Annotated in this window: 15 protein-coding genes; 5 read left to right on the forward strand and 10 right to left on the reverse strand. The window is 40.2% G+C overall.

What is annotated here, in order from left to right; genetic code table 11:
- Positions 1-690: 690 nt before the first annotated feature.
- Together ACFX4I_RS17040 and ACFX4I_RS17045 are read left to right on the forward strand one after the other, a co-directional pair.
- Complete coding sequence (locus ACFX4I_RS17040; RefSeq protein WP_377421924.1) at positions 691-1449, forward strand: alpha/beta hydrolase; 759 nt, start codon at positions 691-693, stop codon at positions 1447-1449.
- A gap of 81 nt (positions 1450-1530) precedes the next feature.
- Positions 1531-1701 carry a CsbD family protein gene (locus tag ACFX4I_RS17045; RefSeq protein ID WP_096340795.1) on the forward strand — a complete coding sequence of 57 codons (171 nt, stop codon included), beginning with the start codon at positions 1531-1533 and terminating at the stop codon, positions 1699-1701.
- 114 nt (positions 1702-1815) lie between these two features.
- On the opposite strand, the gene ACFX4I_RS17050 is transcribed toward ACFX4I_RS17045, so the two are convergent.
- From ACFX4I_RS17050 to ACFX4I_RS17070, 5 genes are all read right to left on the reverse strand, one after another.
- Positions 1816-2958 (reverse strand): PP2C family protein-serine/threonine phosphatase, encoded by a 1143-nt coding sequence (locus ACFX4I_RS17050; protein WP_377421926.1) that lies wholly within the window; start codon positions 2956-2958, stop codon positions 1816-1818.
- A gap of 278 nt (positions 2959-3236) precedes the next feature.
- Complete coding sequence (locus tag ACFX4I_RS17055) at positions 3237-4070, reverse strand: CheR family methyltransferase (RefSeq protein ID WP_377421928.1); 834 nt, start codon at positions 4068-4070, stop codon at positions 3237-3239.
- Positions 4071-4102: 32 nt separating this feature from the next.
- Positions 4103-6901, reverse strand: coding sequence for a response regulator (locus ACFX4I_RS17060; RefSeq protein ID WP_377421930.1), 2799 nt, complete (start codon positions 6899-6901; stop codon positions 4103-4105).
- A gap of 291 nt (positions 6902-7192) precedes the next feature.
- Positions 7193-8491 carry a hemolysin family protein gene (locus ACFX4I_RS17065; RefSeq protein WP_377421988.1) on the reverse strand — a complete coding sequence of 433 codons (1299 nt, stop codon included), beginning with the start codon at positions 8489-8491 and terminating at the stop codon, positions 7193-7195.
- Between the two features lie 198 nt (positions 8492-8689).
- Positions 8690-9121, reverse strand: a complete 432-nt coding sequence (locus tag ACFX4I_RS17070; protein ID WP_283933033.1) for a MerR family transcriptional regulator — start codon at positions 9119-9121, stop codon at positions 8690-8692.
- A gap of 487 nt (positions 9122-9608) precedes the next feature.
- On the opposite strand from ACFX4I_RS17070, the gene ACFX4I_RS17075 reads away from it, so the two are divergent.
- Positions 9609-10034, forward strand: coding sequence for a DUF4395 domain-containing protein (locus ACFX4I_RS17075; RefSeq protein WP_377421932.1), 426 nt, complete (start codon positions 9609-9611; stop codon positions 10032-10034).
- A gap of 44 nt (positions 10035-10078) precedes the next feature.
- On the opposite strand, the gene ACFX4I_RS17080 is transcribed toward ACFX4I_RS17075, so the two are convergent.
- The 4 genes from ACFX4I_RS17080 to ACFX4I_RS17095 all read right to left on the reverse strand — a co-directional run bounded on the left by ACFX4I_RS17080 (position 10079) and on the right by ACFX4I_RS17095 (position 14717).
- Complete coding sequence (locus ACFX4I_RS17080; protein ID WP_377421934.1) at positions 10079-11833, reverse strand: FTR1 family protein; 1755 nt, start codon at positions 11831-11833, stop codon at positions 10079-10081.
- 86 nt (positions 11834-11919) lie between these two features.
- Positions 11920-13206 carry an iron uptake transporter deferrochelatase/peroxidase subunit gene (gene efeB, locus ACFX4I_RS17085; RefSeq protein WP_377421936.1) on the reverse strand — a complete coding sequence of 429 codons (1287 nt, stop codon included), beginning with the start codon at positions 13204-13206 and terminating at the stop codon, positions 11920-11922.
- The gene (efeO, locus tag ACFX4I_RS17090; protein ID WP_377421938.1) at positions 13207-14052 is read right to left on the reverse strand and encodes an iron uptake system protein EfeO; all 846 of its coding nucleotides are present in this window, start codon (positions 14050-14052) and stop codon (positions 13207-13209) included. It abuts the gene before it with no gap.
- A 185-nt stretch (positions 14053-14237) separates the two neighbouring features.
- Positions 14238-14717, reverse strand: coding sequence for a MarR family winged helix-turn-helix transcriptional regulator (locus ACFX4I_RS17095; RefSeq protein WP_377421940.1), 480 nt, complete (start codon positions 14715-14717; stop codon positions 14238-14240).
- Between the two features lie 129 nt (positions 14718-14846).
- Between ACFX4I_RS17095 and ACFX4I_RS17100 the strand changes: the two genes are divergently transcribed.
- Both ACFX4I_RS17100 and ACFX4I_RS17105 read left to right on the forward strand, forming a co-directional pair.
- A complete protein-coding gene (locus ACFX4I_RS17100; protein WP_230301981.1) occupies positions 14847-16361 on the forward strand; it encodes an MDR family MFS transporter in 1515 nt (504 codons plus the stop codon).
- A 119-nt stretch (positions 16362-16480) separates the two neighbouring features.
- The gene (locus ACFX4I_RS17105; protein ID WP_230301982.1) at positions 16481-17182 is read left to right on the forward strand and encodes an SGNH/GDSL hydrolase family protein; all 702 of its coding nucleotides are present in this window, start codon (positions 16481-16483) and stop codon (positions 17180-17182) included.
- Between the two features lie 43 nt (positions 17183-17225).
- On the opposite strand, the gene def is transcribed toward ACFX4I_RS17105, so the two are convergent.
- A complete protein-coding gene (gene def, locus ACFX4I_RS17110; protein ID WP_377421942.1) occupies positions 17226-17804 on the reverse strand; it encodes a peptide deformylase in 579 nt (192 codons plus the stop codon).
- Positions 17805-17866 lie beyond the last annotated feature (62 nt).

Below are 17866 nucleotides of genomic sequence, written 5' to 3' on the forward strand. Positions count from 1 at the left end.
AGGCACGCCGCCAGCGTTCGTCCTGAGCCAGGATCAAACTCTCCGAAGAAATGTTTGACTTGCTCATTTGCTTTTTTAATAGTGTGTGCTCACTTAAAATTTAACGTTGGCGCTTTGTTTTGTTCAGTTTTCAAAGAGCAATTTCACAATCGTTCTTTCGAGCGGCTGTTTATTCATCATAACACTTTATTGATTAGTTGTCAACTTCTGCGAAGTTTTTAACTTATTTTAAATCGCTGTGTTTTCCAGCGACCATTTCATCTTATCATTTTCATAGTAAGAAGTCAATAGTTATTTCTTTCAGCAATCTGCCGAAAGTGATGAAGTTTTTTCGTTTGCCTTAGTTGGTGCTTATTTATATTAATCCCATTTCACTTTAAAGTCAACGCCTTTTTCTCCATTTCTTATATTTATATCTTGCACCGGTTATTAGCTTCTTCAGTTCATCAACAATTACAAGACAATACTTATATAGTAGAAAGAATGGCAACGATACACGGAATGGAACTAATAAGTATCTTTATATCCTTTTTTAATGCTTCTTAATGATAATGAAATTCGGAATATAACCAAGTTGACTTCACAATTTTCATTATGCTATTATATAACCAAGTAAAATAATCGGAATAGTTAATTTTATTTATAAACTTTCTTTCAATAAAACTTAGCTAAATTAAAGGAGATGGGAATATGACAGCAGCAATGGTAATACCAGGTGCGGAATCTTTTTTCTTACCCGGCAATTCTATCGGCATTCTTATTTGCCATGGTTTTAATGGAACACCACAAAGCGTGAGGTATTTAGGTGAAAAATTTGCCGCCAAAGGCTTTACTGTCTTCGCTCCTCGACTGGCAGGCCATGGAACGGATGAATATGAAATGGAAACGAGTCATTATCAGGAATGGATACAAGATGTTGAAATGGCTTATGCAAAATTAAAGCGAACCTGCACCCATGTATTCGCCATCGGACAATCAATGGGAGGCGCCCTTGTTCTTGATTTAGCGACAAAAGTGGCTTGTGATGGAATTCTCACCATCAATGCCGCTCTCCAAGTTCCTGAATATGAAATATATCGTAACCAATCGGTTCCGCGCTTCGTTCCTGAAGGCAAACCTGACATAAAAGACGATACAACTAAAGAAATCACATATGACCAAGTTCCGGCAAAAGCGATTAATCAATTGCTCGATATAATGGAACATACCAGTCAAAAACTAGTAGACGTTTCGTGCCCGATACTTATCTTCCATTCTCCAGAAGATCACGTTGTACCAGACTCGTGTTCCTACCAGATTTACGATACTGTCATGTCCGGTGACAAGGAGATGGCGCCCCTTGAAAATTCATATCATGTGGCCTCGTTGGATCATGACAAAGATCATATCATTGATCTGTCATCTCTGTTCATTCAAAGGTTAAGCAAAAAGGCAATAATCGCTTCTTAAAACTCCTTTCTCCATAAAAATCAGGTTTACACATACACTTCATGGGTATATAAAGCATATAAAGAAAAAGGAGGTAACATAATGAGCGGTTTATCAGACAAAGTAAAAAGTGCTGTAAATAAAGTTAAAGGTGAAACGAAAGACCAAGTCGGAAACGCGAAAAATGATCCTCACTTACAAGCAGAAGGTAAAGTCGATAAATTAAAAGGCAATCTCCAAGACGGCATTAGTAAATTGAAAAATGACCGTTAATTGCAAATAACCGAATAGAGGATTCACTCTCTTAACGAACATTCTCATTTCATATAAAAGTGACCCCCCTTTTATAGAGAAGAGGCGGCAGATAATCTGCCGCCTCTTCCTTCTTCAATTTGCTTGAATAACAACAACACACATATCATCAGGTTGATCTTGCTGCATTTCCGGGGACATCAAAAAATCGATAGGGGGAGATTCTTTACAATCAAACCATCTCGTCGAGACCGCTTCCTTTATTTGGTCGAGTCCTTCCGTCCCTTCTCGATCTATTGCTTCCATGACTCCATCCGTAAATAGCATAAGCTGAATCTTCTCTTCATAATGAATGACGGATTTCTCTATTTTCATTTCGGTGAAGAACCCAACAGGACATGTCCCTTTTGAAAGCGAGGCCACTTTTCCATCGTCCATTAAAGCAAATCCTGGAGGATGTCCGGCATTCACATATTCCACTGTCTTTTGCTCTGTATCAATGATCATATAAATTGCGGTAAAATAATAATGCACTTGATTATCTTCTTTATTAAGGGTACTCATCCAACGATTCATTTCGTTTATTACTGCCACTGGATCCGTATGTGTCCTAATGGCATCCCTCAATACGGAGGAAATGAACATGCACACAAGTGAGGCGGATATGCCATGCCCCATCATATCCAACAGGATGATCCCATAACGATTTTCATCGATCCGGTGCCAATAGTACATATCCCCTGCTAATTTATTCGCAGGTAAGTATGATGCCCTTATAGTTAAGTGGTCATTTATAATGGGTTCACTTAATAAGCTGCTTTGAACCTGCATGGAAAGATCCAATTCATTGCGGATTTTTTCATCCTGCATTTTATGCCAATCTTTTTCATATTTAAGTCTTAACCCCACGCGAATCCTTGCAAGTAAATCTATTTTATTGATAGGCTTCATTATATAATCAATTCCACCAACATCAAGTGCCTCGGCCACCTTATTTGAATCTTCAAGGGCGGTTACAAAAATGACGGGTATATCTCTAAGGTGAGGAATACTTTGAAGTCTCCTGCACGCCTCTATCCCATCGATCTCCGGCATCATGATATCAAGCAGAATGATATCAACTGAAGTCTCTTTAGGTTGCGGATTATCCACCTGTAAATATTCAAACATCTCAACAGCTGAAGTTAATGATAGAAAATCCGTATAGCCAGCTCGTTTTAGAATTTTCTCTATAACGAAAAGGTTAACCTGGTTGTCATCTACGATTAAAATCGTCATTCTTTCATTCCCCTTTTGGCTTATATCGAGCGGCAACATTTATCTTTTTTTATGGATCTGTACTTTAATAAAGCTCCCTAAAAAGGGATTTTTCAATTATATTATAACGAAGTTCAGTCTCATTTAATAATGATAAACCATGGCAGCGATTTTACATGGAGACCAACTCATTATATATACCCCTTCTTCCGATATCTTAAACGTAGAAATGCAAAAAAAGTGAAAAAAATGCACTAAATTAAAAAGAAAGAGTCCGCTTATATGCGAACTCTTTCTTTTTACAATTTCCGATAAATTCGTTCCTTTGAGTCAAAGTCCTCATAATCTTCCGAAAAGGATGATGTATGAAGTGTTTCCTTGCTGCCAACCGCAAGGAATCCGTCTTTACAAAGACTGTCATAAAACAACTGATTAACATAGGTCTGTAATTCACCGGTAAAGTAAATCATCACATTCCGGCACATGATGATATGAAACTCATTGAACGAACCATCAGTAACTAAATTATGCTGAAAAAACACAATGTTTTTAAGGAGACCCGAATCAAGATAAGCATTTTGATAATCCGTTGTATAATACTCCGAAAATTCCTGGTTACCTCCAGCTTGCAAGTAGTTTTTCGTATAAGACTGCATTCTATTTAAAGGTAATATCCCTTTTTCCGCATGACGGAGGACTTCATCATTCATATCAGTGGCATAAATCCTCGCCTTATCATAAAGTCCTTCTTCCTTGAGGATGATCGCCATGGAAAAGGCTTCTTCACCGGTCGAACAACCCGCATGCCAAATTCTGATTTCAGGAAGTTTTTTCAGGACCGGTACAACATTTAAACGAAAGGCTTTAAAGAACTCCGGATCGCGAAACATTTCAGTGACATTTATTGAAAAATCTTTCAAAAGCTTCTCGACATACCCTTTTTCATATAAAACCATTTCTATCATCCCGCTAATCCTGCGAATATGGTCCAGTCTCATTCTATTTTCAACTCTTCTTTTTATTGAAGAACGCATATATTTGCGAAAGTCAAAGCCAGAAACGGAATAAATGGCCTCTAACAATAATTCAATTTCTAAATCTTCTCTTTCTTCAATCGTTAAAGTATCCTTCATGCAAAACCTTCCTTACCCGTACGTACTATCAATCAATTAGTCAGCCATACTCTTAGGACGGATAGCAGCTGATCCAATTTCAATGGCTTGCTGACATAATCAGAAGCGCCGGCCTTCAGGCATTTTTCCCTATCGCCTTTCATCGCTTTCGCAGTTAGCGCGATGATTGGAAGATCCTCGAACTTACTTTGCTCGCGAATTCTGGTCATCGTTTCGTAACCGTCCATGCCCGGCATCATGATATCCATCAATATAACATCTATATCGTTTCCTTTTTCAAGGAGTTCCAAACATTCGTAGCCGTTTTCAGCTGTTAGGATTTCCATCCCCTCATGCTTCAGCGCATTTTTCAGAGCAAATATATTACGGTGATCATCATCGACGACCAGTACTGTTTTATTGCAGAATGGTTTGACCTTATCCCGATCTTCTTCATCCATTATAACTACATCCGGTTCTCCTTGACCGCCAATAGGCGCGGTAGAATCATCGTGGTTAGCTGCTGCCACTTCCGGAGAAGCAGCTATTGCTTCGCCGACATTTTTGAAGCCCTCTGGCATGCTTGGAATAAAGAAAGTAAAGGTACTGCCTTGCCCTTCTTCACTATCTACAATGACCCAGCCTCCCAGAAGTTTGGCAAACTCCCGGCAAATCGATAGCCCTAGGCCCGTACCGCCATATTTTCTCATTGTAGCTCCGTCACCTTGCTGGAACGCTTCAAAAATAAGTTTTTGCTTCTCTTTTGATATTCCGATGCCCGTATCCGTCACCTTAATTTCAACCCAATTGCTAGCTCCTTTTGTCTGTATCCATTGTGCTACATTTTCTTCATCAGCTTTTTGGATTTGGACAGACACGGAACCTTTTTCCGTGAATTTAAATGCATTGGATAACAGGTTTTTCAAAATTTGCTGGAAGCGCTGTTCATCCGTAAAGAAAATATCCGGAACGTTTTTACTTTTTTCTATTATAAAGTCGATGTTCTTTTTCTTCGCTACATGATCGAAGTTACGGTGCAATAACTCAGGAAGTTCACTCAAATTCATTTCGTCAAAGACCACTTCAAGCTTTCCGACCTCAACTTTTGATAAATCCAAAATGTCATTAATCAACGTTAATAAGTCTTGGCCCGATGAATTAATGACACGAGCGAATTCCTGTTGCTCTTCATTTAATTTACTATCATTTGGATCTGAAAGCATTTCAGATAAAATCAGAATACTATTAAGCGGTGTCCGCAATTCATGGGACATATTGGCCATGAACTCAGATTTGTATTTTGAACTTAACTTTAATTCTTCCGCCTGTTTTTCAAGATTTTGTTTTGCGACTTGAAGCTCTTTCGATTTTTCTTCAGTTTCACGATTTCTCTCTTCTAATTGTTCATTGATCATTCGCAACTCTTCAGCCTGGGTTTGCAGTTCCTCCGATTGGGCTTGCATTTCCTCTGACTGTGACTGCAATTCTTCCGATTGAGCCTGTAACTCTTCGGTCTGTGCTTGTGATTCTTTCAATAAACGCTCTATTTCCATCCGGCCCTCTACATTATTAATCGTGATGCCTAGAGTATCAAGAACCTGGTTCAGGAAAGATTTTTGCAACTTCGTAAAAGTCTCCAAACTTGCCAGTTCAACCATCGCCACAACTTCTTCCTCAAAAACGACTGGCGCAATGACAATGCTTTTCGGATTGACTTCCCCTAATCCTGTCGTAACCAATTGAAAATCTTCAGGGATATCGTCAATGACTTTGGATTTCTTTTCAAGGGCGCATTGTCCGATCAACCCTTCGCCAAGACGGAATTCACGTCTGCCCGAATCTTCGCCATCTCCAGCAAAGCTGGCAAGCTTTACAAAACGCATATCCACACCCTCACCCCGTTTGACGTAAAAAGCTCCAATTGAAGCCCCCATCATCGGTGCAAGTCTTGTAATGAACCGGTCAGCCAGAACTTCCACATCAACAATGCGCTGATACATGGTAGCTATATCTGCAACACGGGTCTGGATCCAGTTCTGTTCACTGATCTTTTCGGTGAAATCTTTCTCTTTTCGATTATAGTCTTCAAGCGATTCCGCCATATCATTGAACGATCTCGCTATATCACCAATTTCATCAGTAGTCCGAACCGGAACTCTTGGTATGACCGATAAATTTTTAAAATCGATATTTTTGATGACATTCGTAATCGATTGCAGATCTTTCGAAGTACTGCGAATCATCCAAACAACCGTTACTGAAATAACTAAAATGCTGAGGATAACCGCGAAAATTATAAAACCGATCATATCTTCATAGGTTTGTTTCGAATTACTTAATGTATCTTTCATGACACCTTCTTGGTAATCTTTAAAGTCGTCCATCGTACTGATGACTTTCGTTCGTTTTTCCCTTTGGTCATCCATCAGGCTTGTTAGATCCGAAGAGTTTCCCGACTTTATCTTTTGGATGATCTCAGCCTCCGTTATGGAGTAAGAAGCATATTGCGTCTCGAACTCTTTCAATAATTGCTTTGCTTTCGCCTTATTTAACGAACCTGATAACCCCGCAATTTTCGATTCAATCAAACTATGATTCTCATTGATGATTTCGAGGCTCTCTGCTCTTTCTTCTTTGTTTGCATCATTAGCTGCAAACAGGATCTCACGGTCCGACCTGGAAAAAAGCTGACGGATTTCCATCGAATCTTGTACTTTTTCATAGCGATTTTCAACTATTTCAGTCATGCTGCTCTTTAAATTGTTAAGCGTAAACATCATGAAAGAAAGTAAAATAGCCAAGAAAAACAAGATTAAACCAAATCCCAACATTTGCTTCTTCTTAAAACCCATTTTCCCGCCCACCTTCGATACTAATTTATATCAGCCAAAAATAAACGGCATTGCAAAATAAATCGTAATACTATCATTAGTATTACTTTTATTCTTGACCTTTAAAATGATATATAGATAGATTCATTACTCAAAGTCAATTTTAACATTTTCCAAGCTAAAATGGTTACCTACAGTGTAATTTTTAAGGAATTTCTTTTCCAATTAAGTAACAGTCTGCGTCATTGTTCGAACCAAGGAGCATTAATAAAAGCCGAAAGTTTCCACTTTCAGCTCTAGTTGTGATCCTGTTTATTTAATCTTCTTCACTTCAACATATAAAACATGGTGGCCGTCCATTTCCTTTACAGTAAATTCATATCCGGCGTATTCGATTTTATCCCCGACAGCAATCTCAAATCTGCCTGTCAGGAACCATCCTCCCAATGTATCGATATCTTCCTCCGGCAAATCGATCGCAAGGGTATCATTGACATCTTCAACCAATGTTTTAGCGTCGAACACATAATGCCCTTCATCAATCTTTTGAATGAGCGGACGTTCATCCTGGTCAAATTCATCACGGATTTCCCCAACGATTTCTTCAAGGATGTCTTCAACCGTAACAAGACCAGCCGTTCCGCCATATTCATCAGTCAAAACTGCCATATGGATGCGTTCCTTCTGCATTTTCAGCAGCAAATCATGAATGGCGATCGTTTCAAGAACACGTATGATGGGTGTTACAAAGGAATCCACCGTCAAAGCTGTTACATTCTCTTCTGTAATCGTCGCTGTATAAAGTCGCTTGATATTGACCATGCCCACGACATTATCTTTATCGCCGTCTATGACCGGATACCTTGTGTATTGTTCTTCTTGAATAAGTTCAACAACTTCCAATAATGGCATGCCTTTTTCGATAACGGTCATTTCCGTACGCGGAACCATGATTTCATTGGCAATACGCTCATCAAATTCAAATATCTGATTTACATATTTGTATTCCGATTGGTTGATCTCTCCGCTTTTATAGCTTTCCGATAAAATGATGCGCAGCTCTTCTTCAGAATGGGCCATTTCTGACTCAGATGCTGGCTTTAATCCGAAAATGCCTGTCAGTAGACGCGCAGAACCATTCAGTAACCAAATGAATGGGTATAAAATGCGGTAGAAGAGAATTAACGGCTTTGCAAAAAGCAAGGTTACCTCTTCAGCCTTTTGAATGGCAACCGTTTTCGGTGCCAATTCACCGACTACAACATGAAGGAATGTTACGGAACCGAACGCGATCAGGAACGAGATGATGTGACTTACGGATTCCTCTAATCCCCATTTAGTGAACAATGGTTTTAAGATCGCTTCGACCGTCGGTTCACCCAACACCCCCAAACCTAAGGCGGTTACTGTAATCCCCAATTGACAGGCAGATAAGTACTCATCGATATGCGTTGTCACTTTCTTGGCTGCGAGGGCATTTCTATGCCCTTCCTCAATCAATTGATTGATTCTGGAACTTCTGACTTTCACGATTGCAAATTCCGATGCGACGAAAAATGCGGTTAATGCTATTAATACAGCTACTGCTAATAATTTTATAAAAATCTCCAATATGTGCGGGTTCGCCATATAGTGCCAATCCTTCTGACCTTCGGATAAGACATGTACGGCTTAATCCCAAGCACCTCCTGTATAAATGGTTATTTTCGTTTCAAAAGCGATTTTTGCCTTATTACATGAACTAAAACCATTTAGCCTATATTCGTTAATATGCACCTTCGTGCATAAAACTATAGAGATAAATTTTAATCATACCAGCAACACTAGTAATGATTGGATCAAGGCCATGCTTTCACGGGATATCTGTTTTTTTAGAAGAAGCTCACTTTTTCCGTCCTTTTCAATCAAGCTGATGAATTCCTGAAGTTCCTCGTTCAGGCCATCCATTTTATTCTTGAGTTGAAGACCTTTTTCCTCAATTGCTGATGCGGCTTCCTTATCCTTTTTAAGTATTTCTTTAATATCTTCCAATGAAAGATTTTCTCTTTTGTATCCTTCGATACGGCGGAGCCTTTCAAGTTCACCGACTGAATAATAACGGTAATTAGAGGCGGAACGTTCTGCTTTAAGCAAGCCTAGGTTCGTATAATAATCTACGGTTCGTTTCGTAACGTTCGCCATTTCCGCCAACTCGCCAATTTTTAAAGTCTCGTTCCCAACATAACCCCTCCTAACCGTCACGTGATGGTTTGACAAACTGAAAGTACGTCATTTCCTCCATGACGTTATATTCTATTCCATAATCGTACCTTATTTTAATTGAAATGAAAAATATTTATTACCTTCTTTACCCTTCATTGGAAAAACAAAAACCGATTAATTGAATAATCGGTTTCATTTTATCATTTAATCCACGGATTTATTTTTTTGTTTTAATTAAGAATTGATTGCTCAATATTTTAGGACCGCATTGGCATAGGGAAGAATGCTTTAGCTTTTTTATTGGTGTTCCGCATGTTTCACAAACTTTTGCTACCATTTATACTGTCCTCCTTACTTTAATTGCTTGTTATATATATTATACTACTTTTATAATGATAATCAATACTAACTTAAAATAATTATAAATAAGGTGATTTTTCGGCTTTATTTTATTAGCTTTTCATTTCACAAGTGATTATAATAAAGATAAAATATTACAAAACGCATAAGGAAGGTTGGTATTAGTATGACGAGTGAAATCCGTTCCATTCCCCGTCCCTTAGTACGAACGAATCAATGGGTCATTTTGTTAAGCGTAGCCACCGCCTTATTAACGGGAGAAATGTGGATATTAGTGATTCCTTTAACAGCAGGACTTTTGGGTCTTCTCTTTAATTTCAATCCAGTGATGCGTCTCGCCAAGCTCTTTCTGAAAAAGAAGCCCTCCGATTATATTCCTGAAGATCATTCACAGCAACAATTCAATCAGGTCATTGCAGTTGTTTGCTTAGGACTTGGATTCACTTCTTTCTTGCTGGGGTGGAATGTTACCGGTTATATATTCACCTTGATGGTCGGAATGGCTTCTCTCATAGCCATTCTTGGATTCTGCATCGGCTGCTTCATCCTTTATCAATGGAAGCGATATTCCTACCGCCGATCTATTCGCTAATACCACACATAAAATGGGACTGACATTCGTCAGTCCCATTTTTATTATTCGGTTGCACGTAAGGAATTACTCTTTTTGACCCAAATAGTGGCCAATGCAATCAGCAAAATTAAAACAGCTTGCGGCACCAGCGTTTCCATTGTTGGATAAAGGCCTATCGTTTCTACAAATGGGAAGGAGCTGATCGTATTTGTCTGTATCACTTGCGAAACCTGAAGTGAATGGATAGAGACTCCAAGAATCTTGAAAGCCAAGGCATATATGAGTATCGTTGCCACTTTAAAGAATAAGGTCATTGGTAATCTCACACTGTACCGCAGCATGATGAAACCAATTACCAATAAAATGAGGAAGGCAAGGAAAATCCCGCTCAACAGCTGCTTTAATTCCATATAAGGAGCCATTCCAGCATAAAAGATAATCGTCTCGGCACCTTCACGGAATATGGATAGAAAACTGATTAAAGCGAAAGAGATGATACTCCCCGTCGCAATGGCTTGGTTCATTTGCTTGCCGATATACCGGTTCCATGCATGGACATTCGATTTACTATGAAGCCAAAGACCAATTGTTAACATCATCAATACTGCTATTATCCCAGTGATTCCCTCAATATATTCCCGGCTTGAAGCAGCCGTGATCTGAGAGAAGACGATATTGATTATGACCGCCAATATGGAACTGGCAACTAAACCCGCACCAACTCCTGTCCAAATCCATTTTTGTTTGTCCGCTTGCCCGATTTTTTTTAGGAAAGACAGCAATGTAGCTACAATCAAGAGTGCTTCCAACCCTTCCCGTAAAAGGATCAGAGCGGCATCCCATGTTGTATAACCCGTATCCTCAATTAAAGGGAGTAACCTTGTGTTTAAATCGGATACGATTCCCTTTGCTTCATCCGCCTTTACATTTTTCGATTCTAATAGGCTGATTGCGGTCGGGACTTTCGTTTCCATATCGCTGTAAAGCTTGCTGTCCCTTGTGGAGACCTCCCCTTCTACATTAGGCCAAATTGTTAAGATCTCATTTAGCTTATCAACGGCAGAATCGATTTCATCCTTTTCAATATCCGTTGCGCTTCCTTGTAAAAGTTCTGTTACATCCCCAAGTGAATAGGTGTTCTTCTGGCTTCCTACTTCAACTTTACCAGCAAGGAAATCCTCGATTAGACCCTTCAATTCAGTTAGATTTTTTTGGGCTTTTTCCGGATCAGGTGGGTCTTGGGTAATCGCTATCCGCACAAAGGCCATTTTCGTTTCAAACTCACCATATGCAGCAACACTTTTCTCCCTGACAATGACCTCTGCATCGGTCCATTGATTCAGGAGATTGGTATATTGAACTTTAGCTTGATCAAAGTCACCTTCAGCTATCAAAGCCTCCAACTTATCTATTAATGGAAGTATTGCTTGTAACCGTTCTTTATATTCAGTCTTATCAACAGGGTTTTCATTGGTATCATAAATAACAAGCGTACTTGATAGTGCCGATAATCGCTTCTTGATTTCATCTGTGGAGGCTTGGTCGCTCACAGCACTTTTTACAGCGGTTAGCTTCTCGTCGACTTTCCTCGCACTCTCGCTGTCCGTTTTTATCGTTTTCCAATCTTGCTCGAATAGATCGAGATTTTTCGATACTTCCTCAAGGTCGCCGGATTTTACCTTCATTAAACTATCGCCAATATAAACAAAAAGCTGATCATGGTTTTCACCCGCCGAAACCATCCTTATATCAGTCGAAAGAAATAAAAGACTGACTATTAAAACCAATATCCCACTCTTCCATCTAGAAACAGTCATACTGGTCCCTCCTTATTCTTGAACTAAAATCGCCAACTGGATAATATCCATGCTGGCGATTTTCACGTCCTCATTTGAAATTATATTTATCCAAAAAGGGAATCCCCGATATAGCCACCCTTTTTCACACCTGGTAAACAAGCGAACATGGCACTGCCCCTGTGAACGATATATTCGTTGAGCTTATCATTTTTCGCCAGTCGCTCTTGTATGGGTATGAATTGTTTACTTGGGTTTCGCTGAAAACAAATGAATAGCAAGCCTGCATTGAAGCTCCCTGTTTTAGGATCCATTCCATCTGCATATGAATAGGGACGCCGCAATATCTTTGCTTTTCCGTCCCCCCTGGAGAGACTCATATGTGAATCTTCTGGAATGATCCGATTTCCATTTGGGTCTTTAGCTTCAAGATCCACGGTATCGAACTCATTTTTCATTCCTAGTGGGGCTCCACTGTCGCGATGACGGCCAAACGTCTTTTCTTGTTCTTTCAATATAGTCCGGTCCCAAACTTCAATGTACATCTGGATTCGTCGCACCACCATATAACTGCCTCCAACAAGCCAGTCAGGACCGTCCTCACCCTTCACCCAAACATGCTCATTCATTTCATTATTATCATTCGTATCCGGATTGACAGTCCCATCCTTAAACCCGAATAAGTTCCGCGGTGTCGTTTTTTGTGAATCGGCTTGCTTAGTCCGTTGAAAACCTGTTTGTGCCCAATGAATGATCGCTTTCCCTCTGCCGATCCTCACTAAGTTACGGACGGCATGGAAAGCCACTTGAAGATCATCTGCACATGCTTGAATACAAATATCCCCACCGCTCCATTCTTCTTCTAAAGCATCTAAAGGGAATTGGGGCAGTTCCTTTAATTCAGCAGGCCTTTTTGATTTCAAACCAAATCGATCTTTGCCATCCTTCGAAAACAGGGTCGGACCCACTCCAAAAGTGATCGTTAAATTGGAAGGTGATAATTCTTTCGCTTCCCCTGTATCCTTTGGAGGCATATTCGTATTAAGTGACGTATCACCAATCAAATTCCCCTCTGTCATCTGAGCCGCAGCCTCTGTCCAATCCTTAAATAACTGGATTAAGTCTGACCTTTTATCCGTGGTTACTTCCAATGATGCGAAGTAAAGGTTATCTTGCGCCTCAGTGGTGATACCAGCTTGGTGCGCTCCATAAAAAGGAACAATATCCTTAGTTTGTCCCTTCGCCTTTTGTTCAGAAAGTGTCAGCAGCCCTCCAAATCCAGATGCTCCTATCACGACTCCGATTCCACCGACTCCTGCCGTTTTCAACATATTTCGACGACTTACTTTTTTTGTAAAAATTCCAGTTTCATCTTTCGGCATATGTTCTTTCAATTAAGATTCCTCCGTTACAATCCCTATTTGCGAAAGTGGTTCAGCCAATGCATCAATTGCTTGACTTAACTCTTTGACTTCAGATTCCTTTAAATCCGTATATGAGATGTATCCATCCCCTTCTTTATGCTTTTCAAGCAAGCCGTATACATCGTCAAAACGTTGTTGGATTTCCTCAGCAAGCTTCGCATCCTTTTCTTTTAGAGCTGGAGTAAGCAGTTCATAGATTTTCTCTGCACCTTCAACATTAGCCACGAAATCATATAAATCGGTATGGGAGTATCGGTCCTCTTCTCCTGTCACTTTACTCGTGGAAACTTCATTCAATAAATCCACCGCACCCGTGATCAACAAATCGGGTGTTACCTCAACCGTTTCAACTTTGGCACGAAGCAAATTGACATCACGCATTAATTGATCTGCATACTTTTCGTATCCTTTCGTTGTATTTTCTTGCCATAACCCCATTTCAATCCTATGGTAACCGCCCCATTCTTCATCTTTGACATCCCCTTTACGCGCATCGATTTTGGGATCAAGATCGCCAAAAACTTCAGCGATGGGTTCCGCTCTCTCATAATGCATCCGTGCTGGTGCGTATAATTCCTTCGCCTTTTCAATATCACCGGCAGATACGGCCGTAGTGAATTCTTCCGTTGCGTTTACGAACTCTTCTATTTCACCAATGGCATATTCCCGGTACTCGCTAGATACACCATCAAGCTTACTCGCACTCACTTCTTTGGCCTTATCATCTGCCGGTTCAGTTCCTTCCTTTTCCTGCGCACAGCCAAATAATAGACTGGTTGATAGTAAGACTGCTAATGACGCCTTTGCTTTCTTCATATTGTATTCTCCCTTTGAAATGATTTGTAGGTTCATATTAGCAGATAATGAAATTCATTATCAATATATATTTTAATGGAAACATGACATTGTTCATATTCTTCCAAAATATTCAACTCTATCTCTTTTCCTTTCGTATGATAAGCCACCAACTGGCTAAAGATAAAAAAGGCAGCCTACATCCGCTACCTTTCACGCTCACTCATTAATTTGTCATTTTCTTTATCCATGATTTTTGTTATACCCTCAATAAATTTATTGATTAATATTAGCTCTTGCTCATTATAAGCGGAGCATAACTTCTTGGTGGCCACAGAAAGCGATTGATAGTGCGATTTAATCTGTTCCTGTCTTTCGGGTATCGGTGCAATCATTACCCGTCTTCCGTCCAATTTATCTCGTTCTCTTTTAACATAACCGGATCTCTCAAGGCGATTGATCAATGCTGTAACCGAGCCCGTGCTCAATCCTGTAATTTTGGATAATTCACCTGCGGTTATTTGCCCTGTTTCATTCAATATTTCAGCACTCTTTAAGTCCGTATGGGATACCCCTATTTTCTGGGCCATGTTTTGTTGAAATAAAACGGATCTCATTCCATAACGCTGCAAACTGTGTGTTAAACTCTCTAACAGAGCTGCATTCAACCCATTATCGCTTGACATAAAATGCCACCCCTTTTACACTTAAATTTATCTTGATTTTCAAGATAAATATTTTGTTTCATCTTAACGTTTACCCTTCAACCATGTAAAGGAAATTCATTAGCTGGTTGAGATGAAGGAGGAAAATAAATGAACGATCAAAAAAAACAAAAATTCATTGTTGCCGGTTTACTATTGGGTATCTTGATGTCAGCAATGGATAATACGATTGTTGCGACTGCAATGGGAACGATCGTTTCTGATTTAGGCGGGTTCGATAAGTTTGTGTGGGTGACATCTGCCTATATGGTCGCCACGATGGCAAGTATGCCGATTTTCGGTAAGCTTTCCGACATGTATGGAAGAAAGAGGTTTTTTATTTTTGGACTTATAGTCTTTTTAATCGGTTCCGCATTATGTGGCATGGCTCAGAGCATAGTGCAGTTAAGTATCTTCCGTGCGATCCAAGGGATAGGCGGAGGCGCTTTGATGCCTATAGCCTTTACGATCATTTTTGATATTTTCCCACCTGAAAAACGCGGGAAATTAACTGGCCTTTTCGGCGCTGTATTTGGGGCCTCAAGCGTATTGGGACCACTTTTAGGCGCTTATATTACTGAATACTCCAGCTGGCACTGGATTTTCTACGTCAATGTTCCGATTGGGATCATTTCTTTATTTTTCATCTGGAATTATTACAAGGAGTCACCCAACACCCAAGAGCAAAAAATTGATTGGGGTGGCGCAGCAACTCTCGTCATTGCCGTTATCAGCTTAATGTTCGCTCTCGAACTGGGCGGGGAGTATGGCTGGAGTTCCTCTCCTATCATAGGTCTGTTTGCCAGTTTTGTGGTTTTCTTCGTTTCATTTTTCTTTTTCGAAAAAAGAGCAAAAGATCCAATCATTTCATTATGGCTGTTTAAAAGGCGATTATTTGCCACTTCTCAGATTTTAGCCATTCTTTATGGCGGTACATTCATTATTTTAACCGTCTATATTCCGATTTTCGTGCAGGCAGTCTACGGTGGTTCCGCAACAAATGCCGGATTGATCCTAACTCCCATGATGCTTGGTTCTGTATTCGGCAGTGCAGTTGGCGGGATATTCAATACAAAGACAAGCTTTCGCAACTTAATGACTATTTCCGTCATCTGTTATTTTGCAGGAATGCTTCTATTAGGGACCATCACCCCTGAGACCAGCAGGACTTTATTAACTACGTACATGATTCTGACTGGATTTGGCATGGGCTTTTCCTTCTCCCTTTTGCCTATTGCGTCCATTCACAACTTGGAACCTAGATTCAGGGGGTCGGCCAATTCCACAAACTCATTCCTCCGTTCATTTGGGATGACACTCGGTGTAACGATTTATGGAGCGATTCAGACCAATGTATTCACAAGTAAAATGACGGATGCATTTAAAGGAATGCAAGGGGGTCCGGATACAGCCGGATTGATGGATGACCCACGGCAGCTCTTCCAATCGGAAGCACGTGCCGAGATTCCGGACTTTATCCTGAATAAAATCGTTCATGCTATGTCCGAATCGATATCATTGATATTCACCTTGGCCCTCATTCCGATCGGCCTTGCAGCAATCACTGTTTTCTTCATGGGAAAAACAAGAGTGGAAACACCTTCAAAAAAGGAATCATTGCAATAAACAAAAAGCGCTGCACTTCCAGCGCTTTTTGTTATCCTTTTATATGGGAGTGAAGATTGCCGAAAAATCATTCCACTACTAAAATATAAGTAACACATTCACATACCGAGGTGAGAAGTTTGAAGATCGTATGTTTTGGTGACAGTTTAACCAGAGGCATTTCTTATGTTAAGGGGCGCCTTCGCATCATTAAAGAAAATTATCCGAACTCTTTAGCTAAGCTAACAGAATCTTTGCCATTCGTGGAAGTTTTGAATAAAGGGGTTTTCAATGACAACTCCGACCTGTTGGTTAGCCGGATCGAGAAAGACGTCATGTCGGAAAATCCCGATATCGTATTAATAGAAGTCGGTGGAAACGACTGTAACTTCCATTGGGATGAAGTAGCCAAGAATCCAGAAGGTGACCATGAGCCCATCGTTCCAATCGAACGCTATCTGGATAATATCACACAACTTATCAAGCAGATTCAGGACAGGCATGTAACACCATTCCTTTTAACTCTCCCGCCACTTGACCCTGCCAGGTATTACAGATCCATCGCTGATAAGTTCGGTCATTCGATCGGGCATTTCGTTTCCCATGTCGGTGGTATTGAACATTGGCATGGGATGTATAATCGCCAATTGAAACACCTTGCAGCGGAACTAAAGGTGCCTTTAATCGATGTCCGTTCCTATATTAAATCCTCCGGCGACTTAGGTCGCTTGATTAGCGATGATGGCATCCACCTCACTTCAGAAGGATACCAGCAAATGAGCATGGCCATATTCAGTGATTTGCAGAAGCATATGGAAGATGATAGGCTTCCTCAGCCATAAAACGGTAAAAAGGCAAAGCATGGCGCTTTGCCTTTTTTTGGCCTTACAGACTTTTCACTTCCACGTTTTCCGGAAGCTTGAAAGGGTTTTCGGTGTTGATCCGGTCATAAAACATCATTCCGTTTAAATGATCTAACTCATGTTGAAAAACGATTGCAGCAAAGCCCTTCAGCCGCATCTCTATTTCTTCACCATTACCATCCACCGCTTTAATTTTAACCCGTTCATAACGCGGTACATATCCTTTAATATCACGGTCGACAGAAAGGCAGCCTTCGCTTTGCGGTAAATAGATCATTGTGGCCGAATGACTGATGATTTTCGGATTCACAAGGGCATATTCAAACAGCTTCCCCTTTTCGTCGGGAAAATACATGACGAACATGCGTTTATTCAAGCCTATCTGATTTGCAGACAATCCAACTCCTTCACGCAAGTTGAACTTCTTTTGGAGTTTTGAATCCTGACTATTTTTCAGGTATTGCATCATGCATTCCAACGTTTCACGATCTTCATCCGAAATCGGCAGGCTAACTTCATCCGTTACCTGACGCAGAATGGGATCCCCTTCTCTAACGATATCCTTCATCGTAATCATATAGTCTTTTATAAATTTACTCATAGAACTTCACACTCTTCTACCATTTTATTTTTTCATGACTTAGACCATTTCACTTTAGCATT

Source organism: Peribacillus sp. YIM B13472 (assembly GCF_042788005.1).
Classification (GTDB): Bacteria; Bacillota; Bacilli; order Bacillales; family DSM-1321; genus Peribacillus; species Peribacillus simplex_E.

Coding starts and splice junctions, on each gene's coding strand:
- ACFX4I_RS17040 (WP_377421924.1), top strand. CDS start 691: ATGACAGCAGCAATGGTAATACCAGGTGCGGAATCTTTTTTCTTACCC.
- ACFX4I_RS17045 (WP_096340795.1), top strand. CDS start 1,531: ATGAGCGGTTTATCAGACAAAGTAAAAAGTGCTGTAAATAAAGTTAAA.
- ACFX4I_RS17050 (WP_377421926.1), bottom strand. CDS start 2,958: ATGACGATTTTAATCGTAGATGACAACCAGGTTAACCTTTTCGTTATA.
- ACFX4I_RS17055 (WP_377421928.1), bottom strand. CDS start 4,070: ATGAAGGATACTTTAACGATTGAAGAAAGAGAAGATTTAGAAATTGAA.
- ACFX4I_RS17060 (WP_377421930.1), bottom strand. CDS start 6,901: ATGGGTTTTAAGAAGAAGCAAATGTTGGGATTTGGTTTAATCTTGTTT.
- ACFX4I_RS17075 (WP_377421932.1), top strand. CDS start 9,609: ATGACGAGTGAAATCCGTTCCATTCCCCGTCCCTTAGTACGAACGAAT.
- ACFX4I_RS17080 (WP_377421934.1), bottom strand. CDS start 11,833: ATGACTGTTTCTAGATGGAAGAGTGGGATATTGGTTTTAATAGTCAGT.
- efeO (WP_377421938.1), bottom strand. CDS start 14,052: ATGAAGAAAGCAAAGGCGTCATTAGCAGTCTTACTATCAACCAGTCTA.
- ACFX4I_RS17095 (WP_377421940.1), bottom strand. CDS start 14,717: ATGTCAAGCGATAATGGGTTGAATGCAGCTCTGTTAGAGAGTTTAACA.
- ACFX4I_RS17100 (WP_230301981.1), top strand. CDS start 14,847: ATGAACGATCAAAAAAAACAAAAATTCATTGTTGCCGGTTTACTATTG.
- def (WP_377421942.1), bottom strand. CDS start 17,804: ATGAGTAAATTTATAAAAGACTATATGATTACGATGAAGGATATCGTT.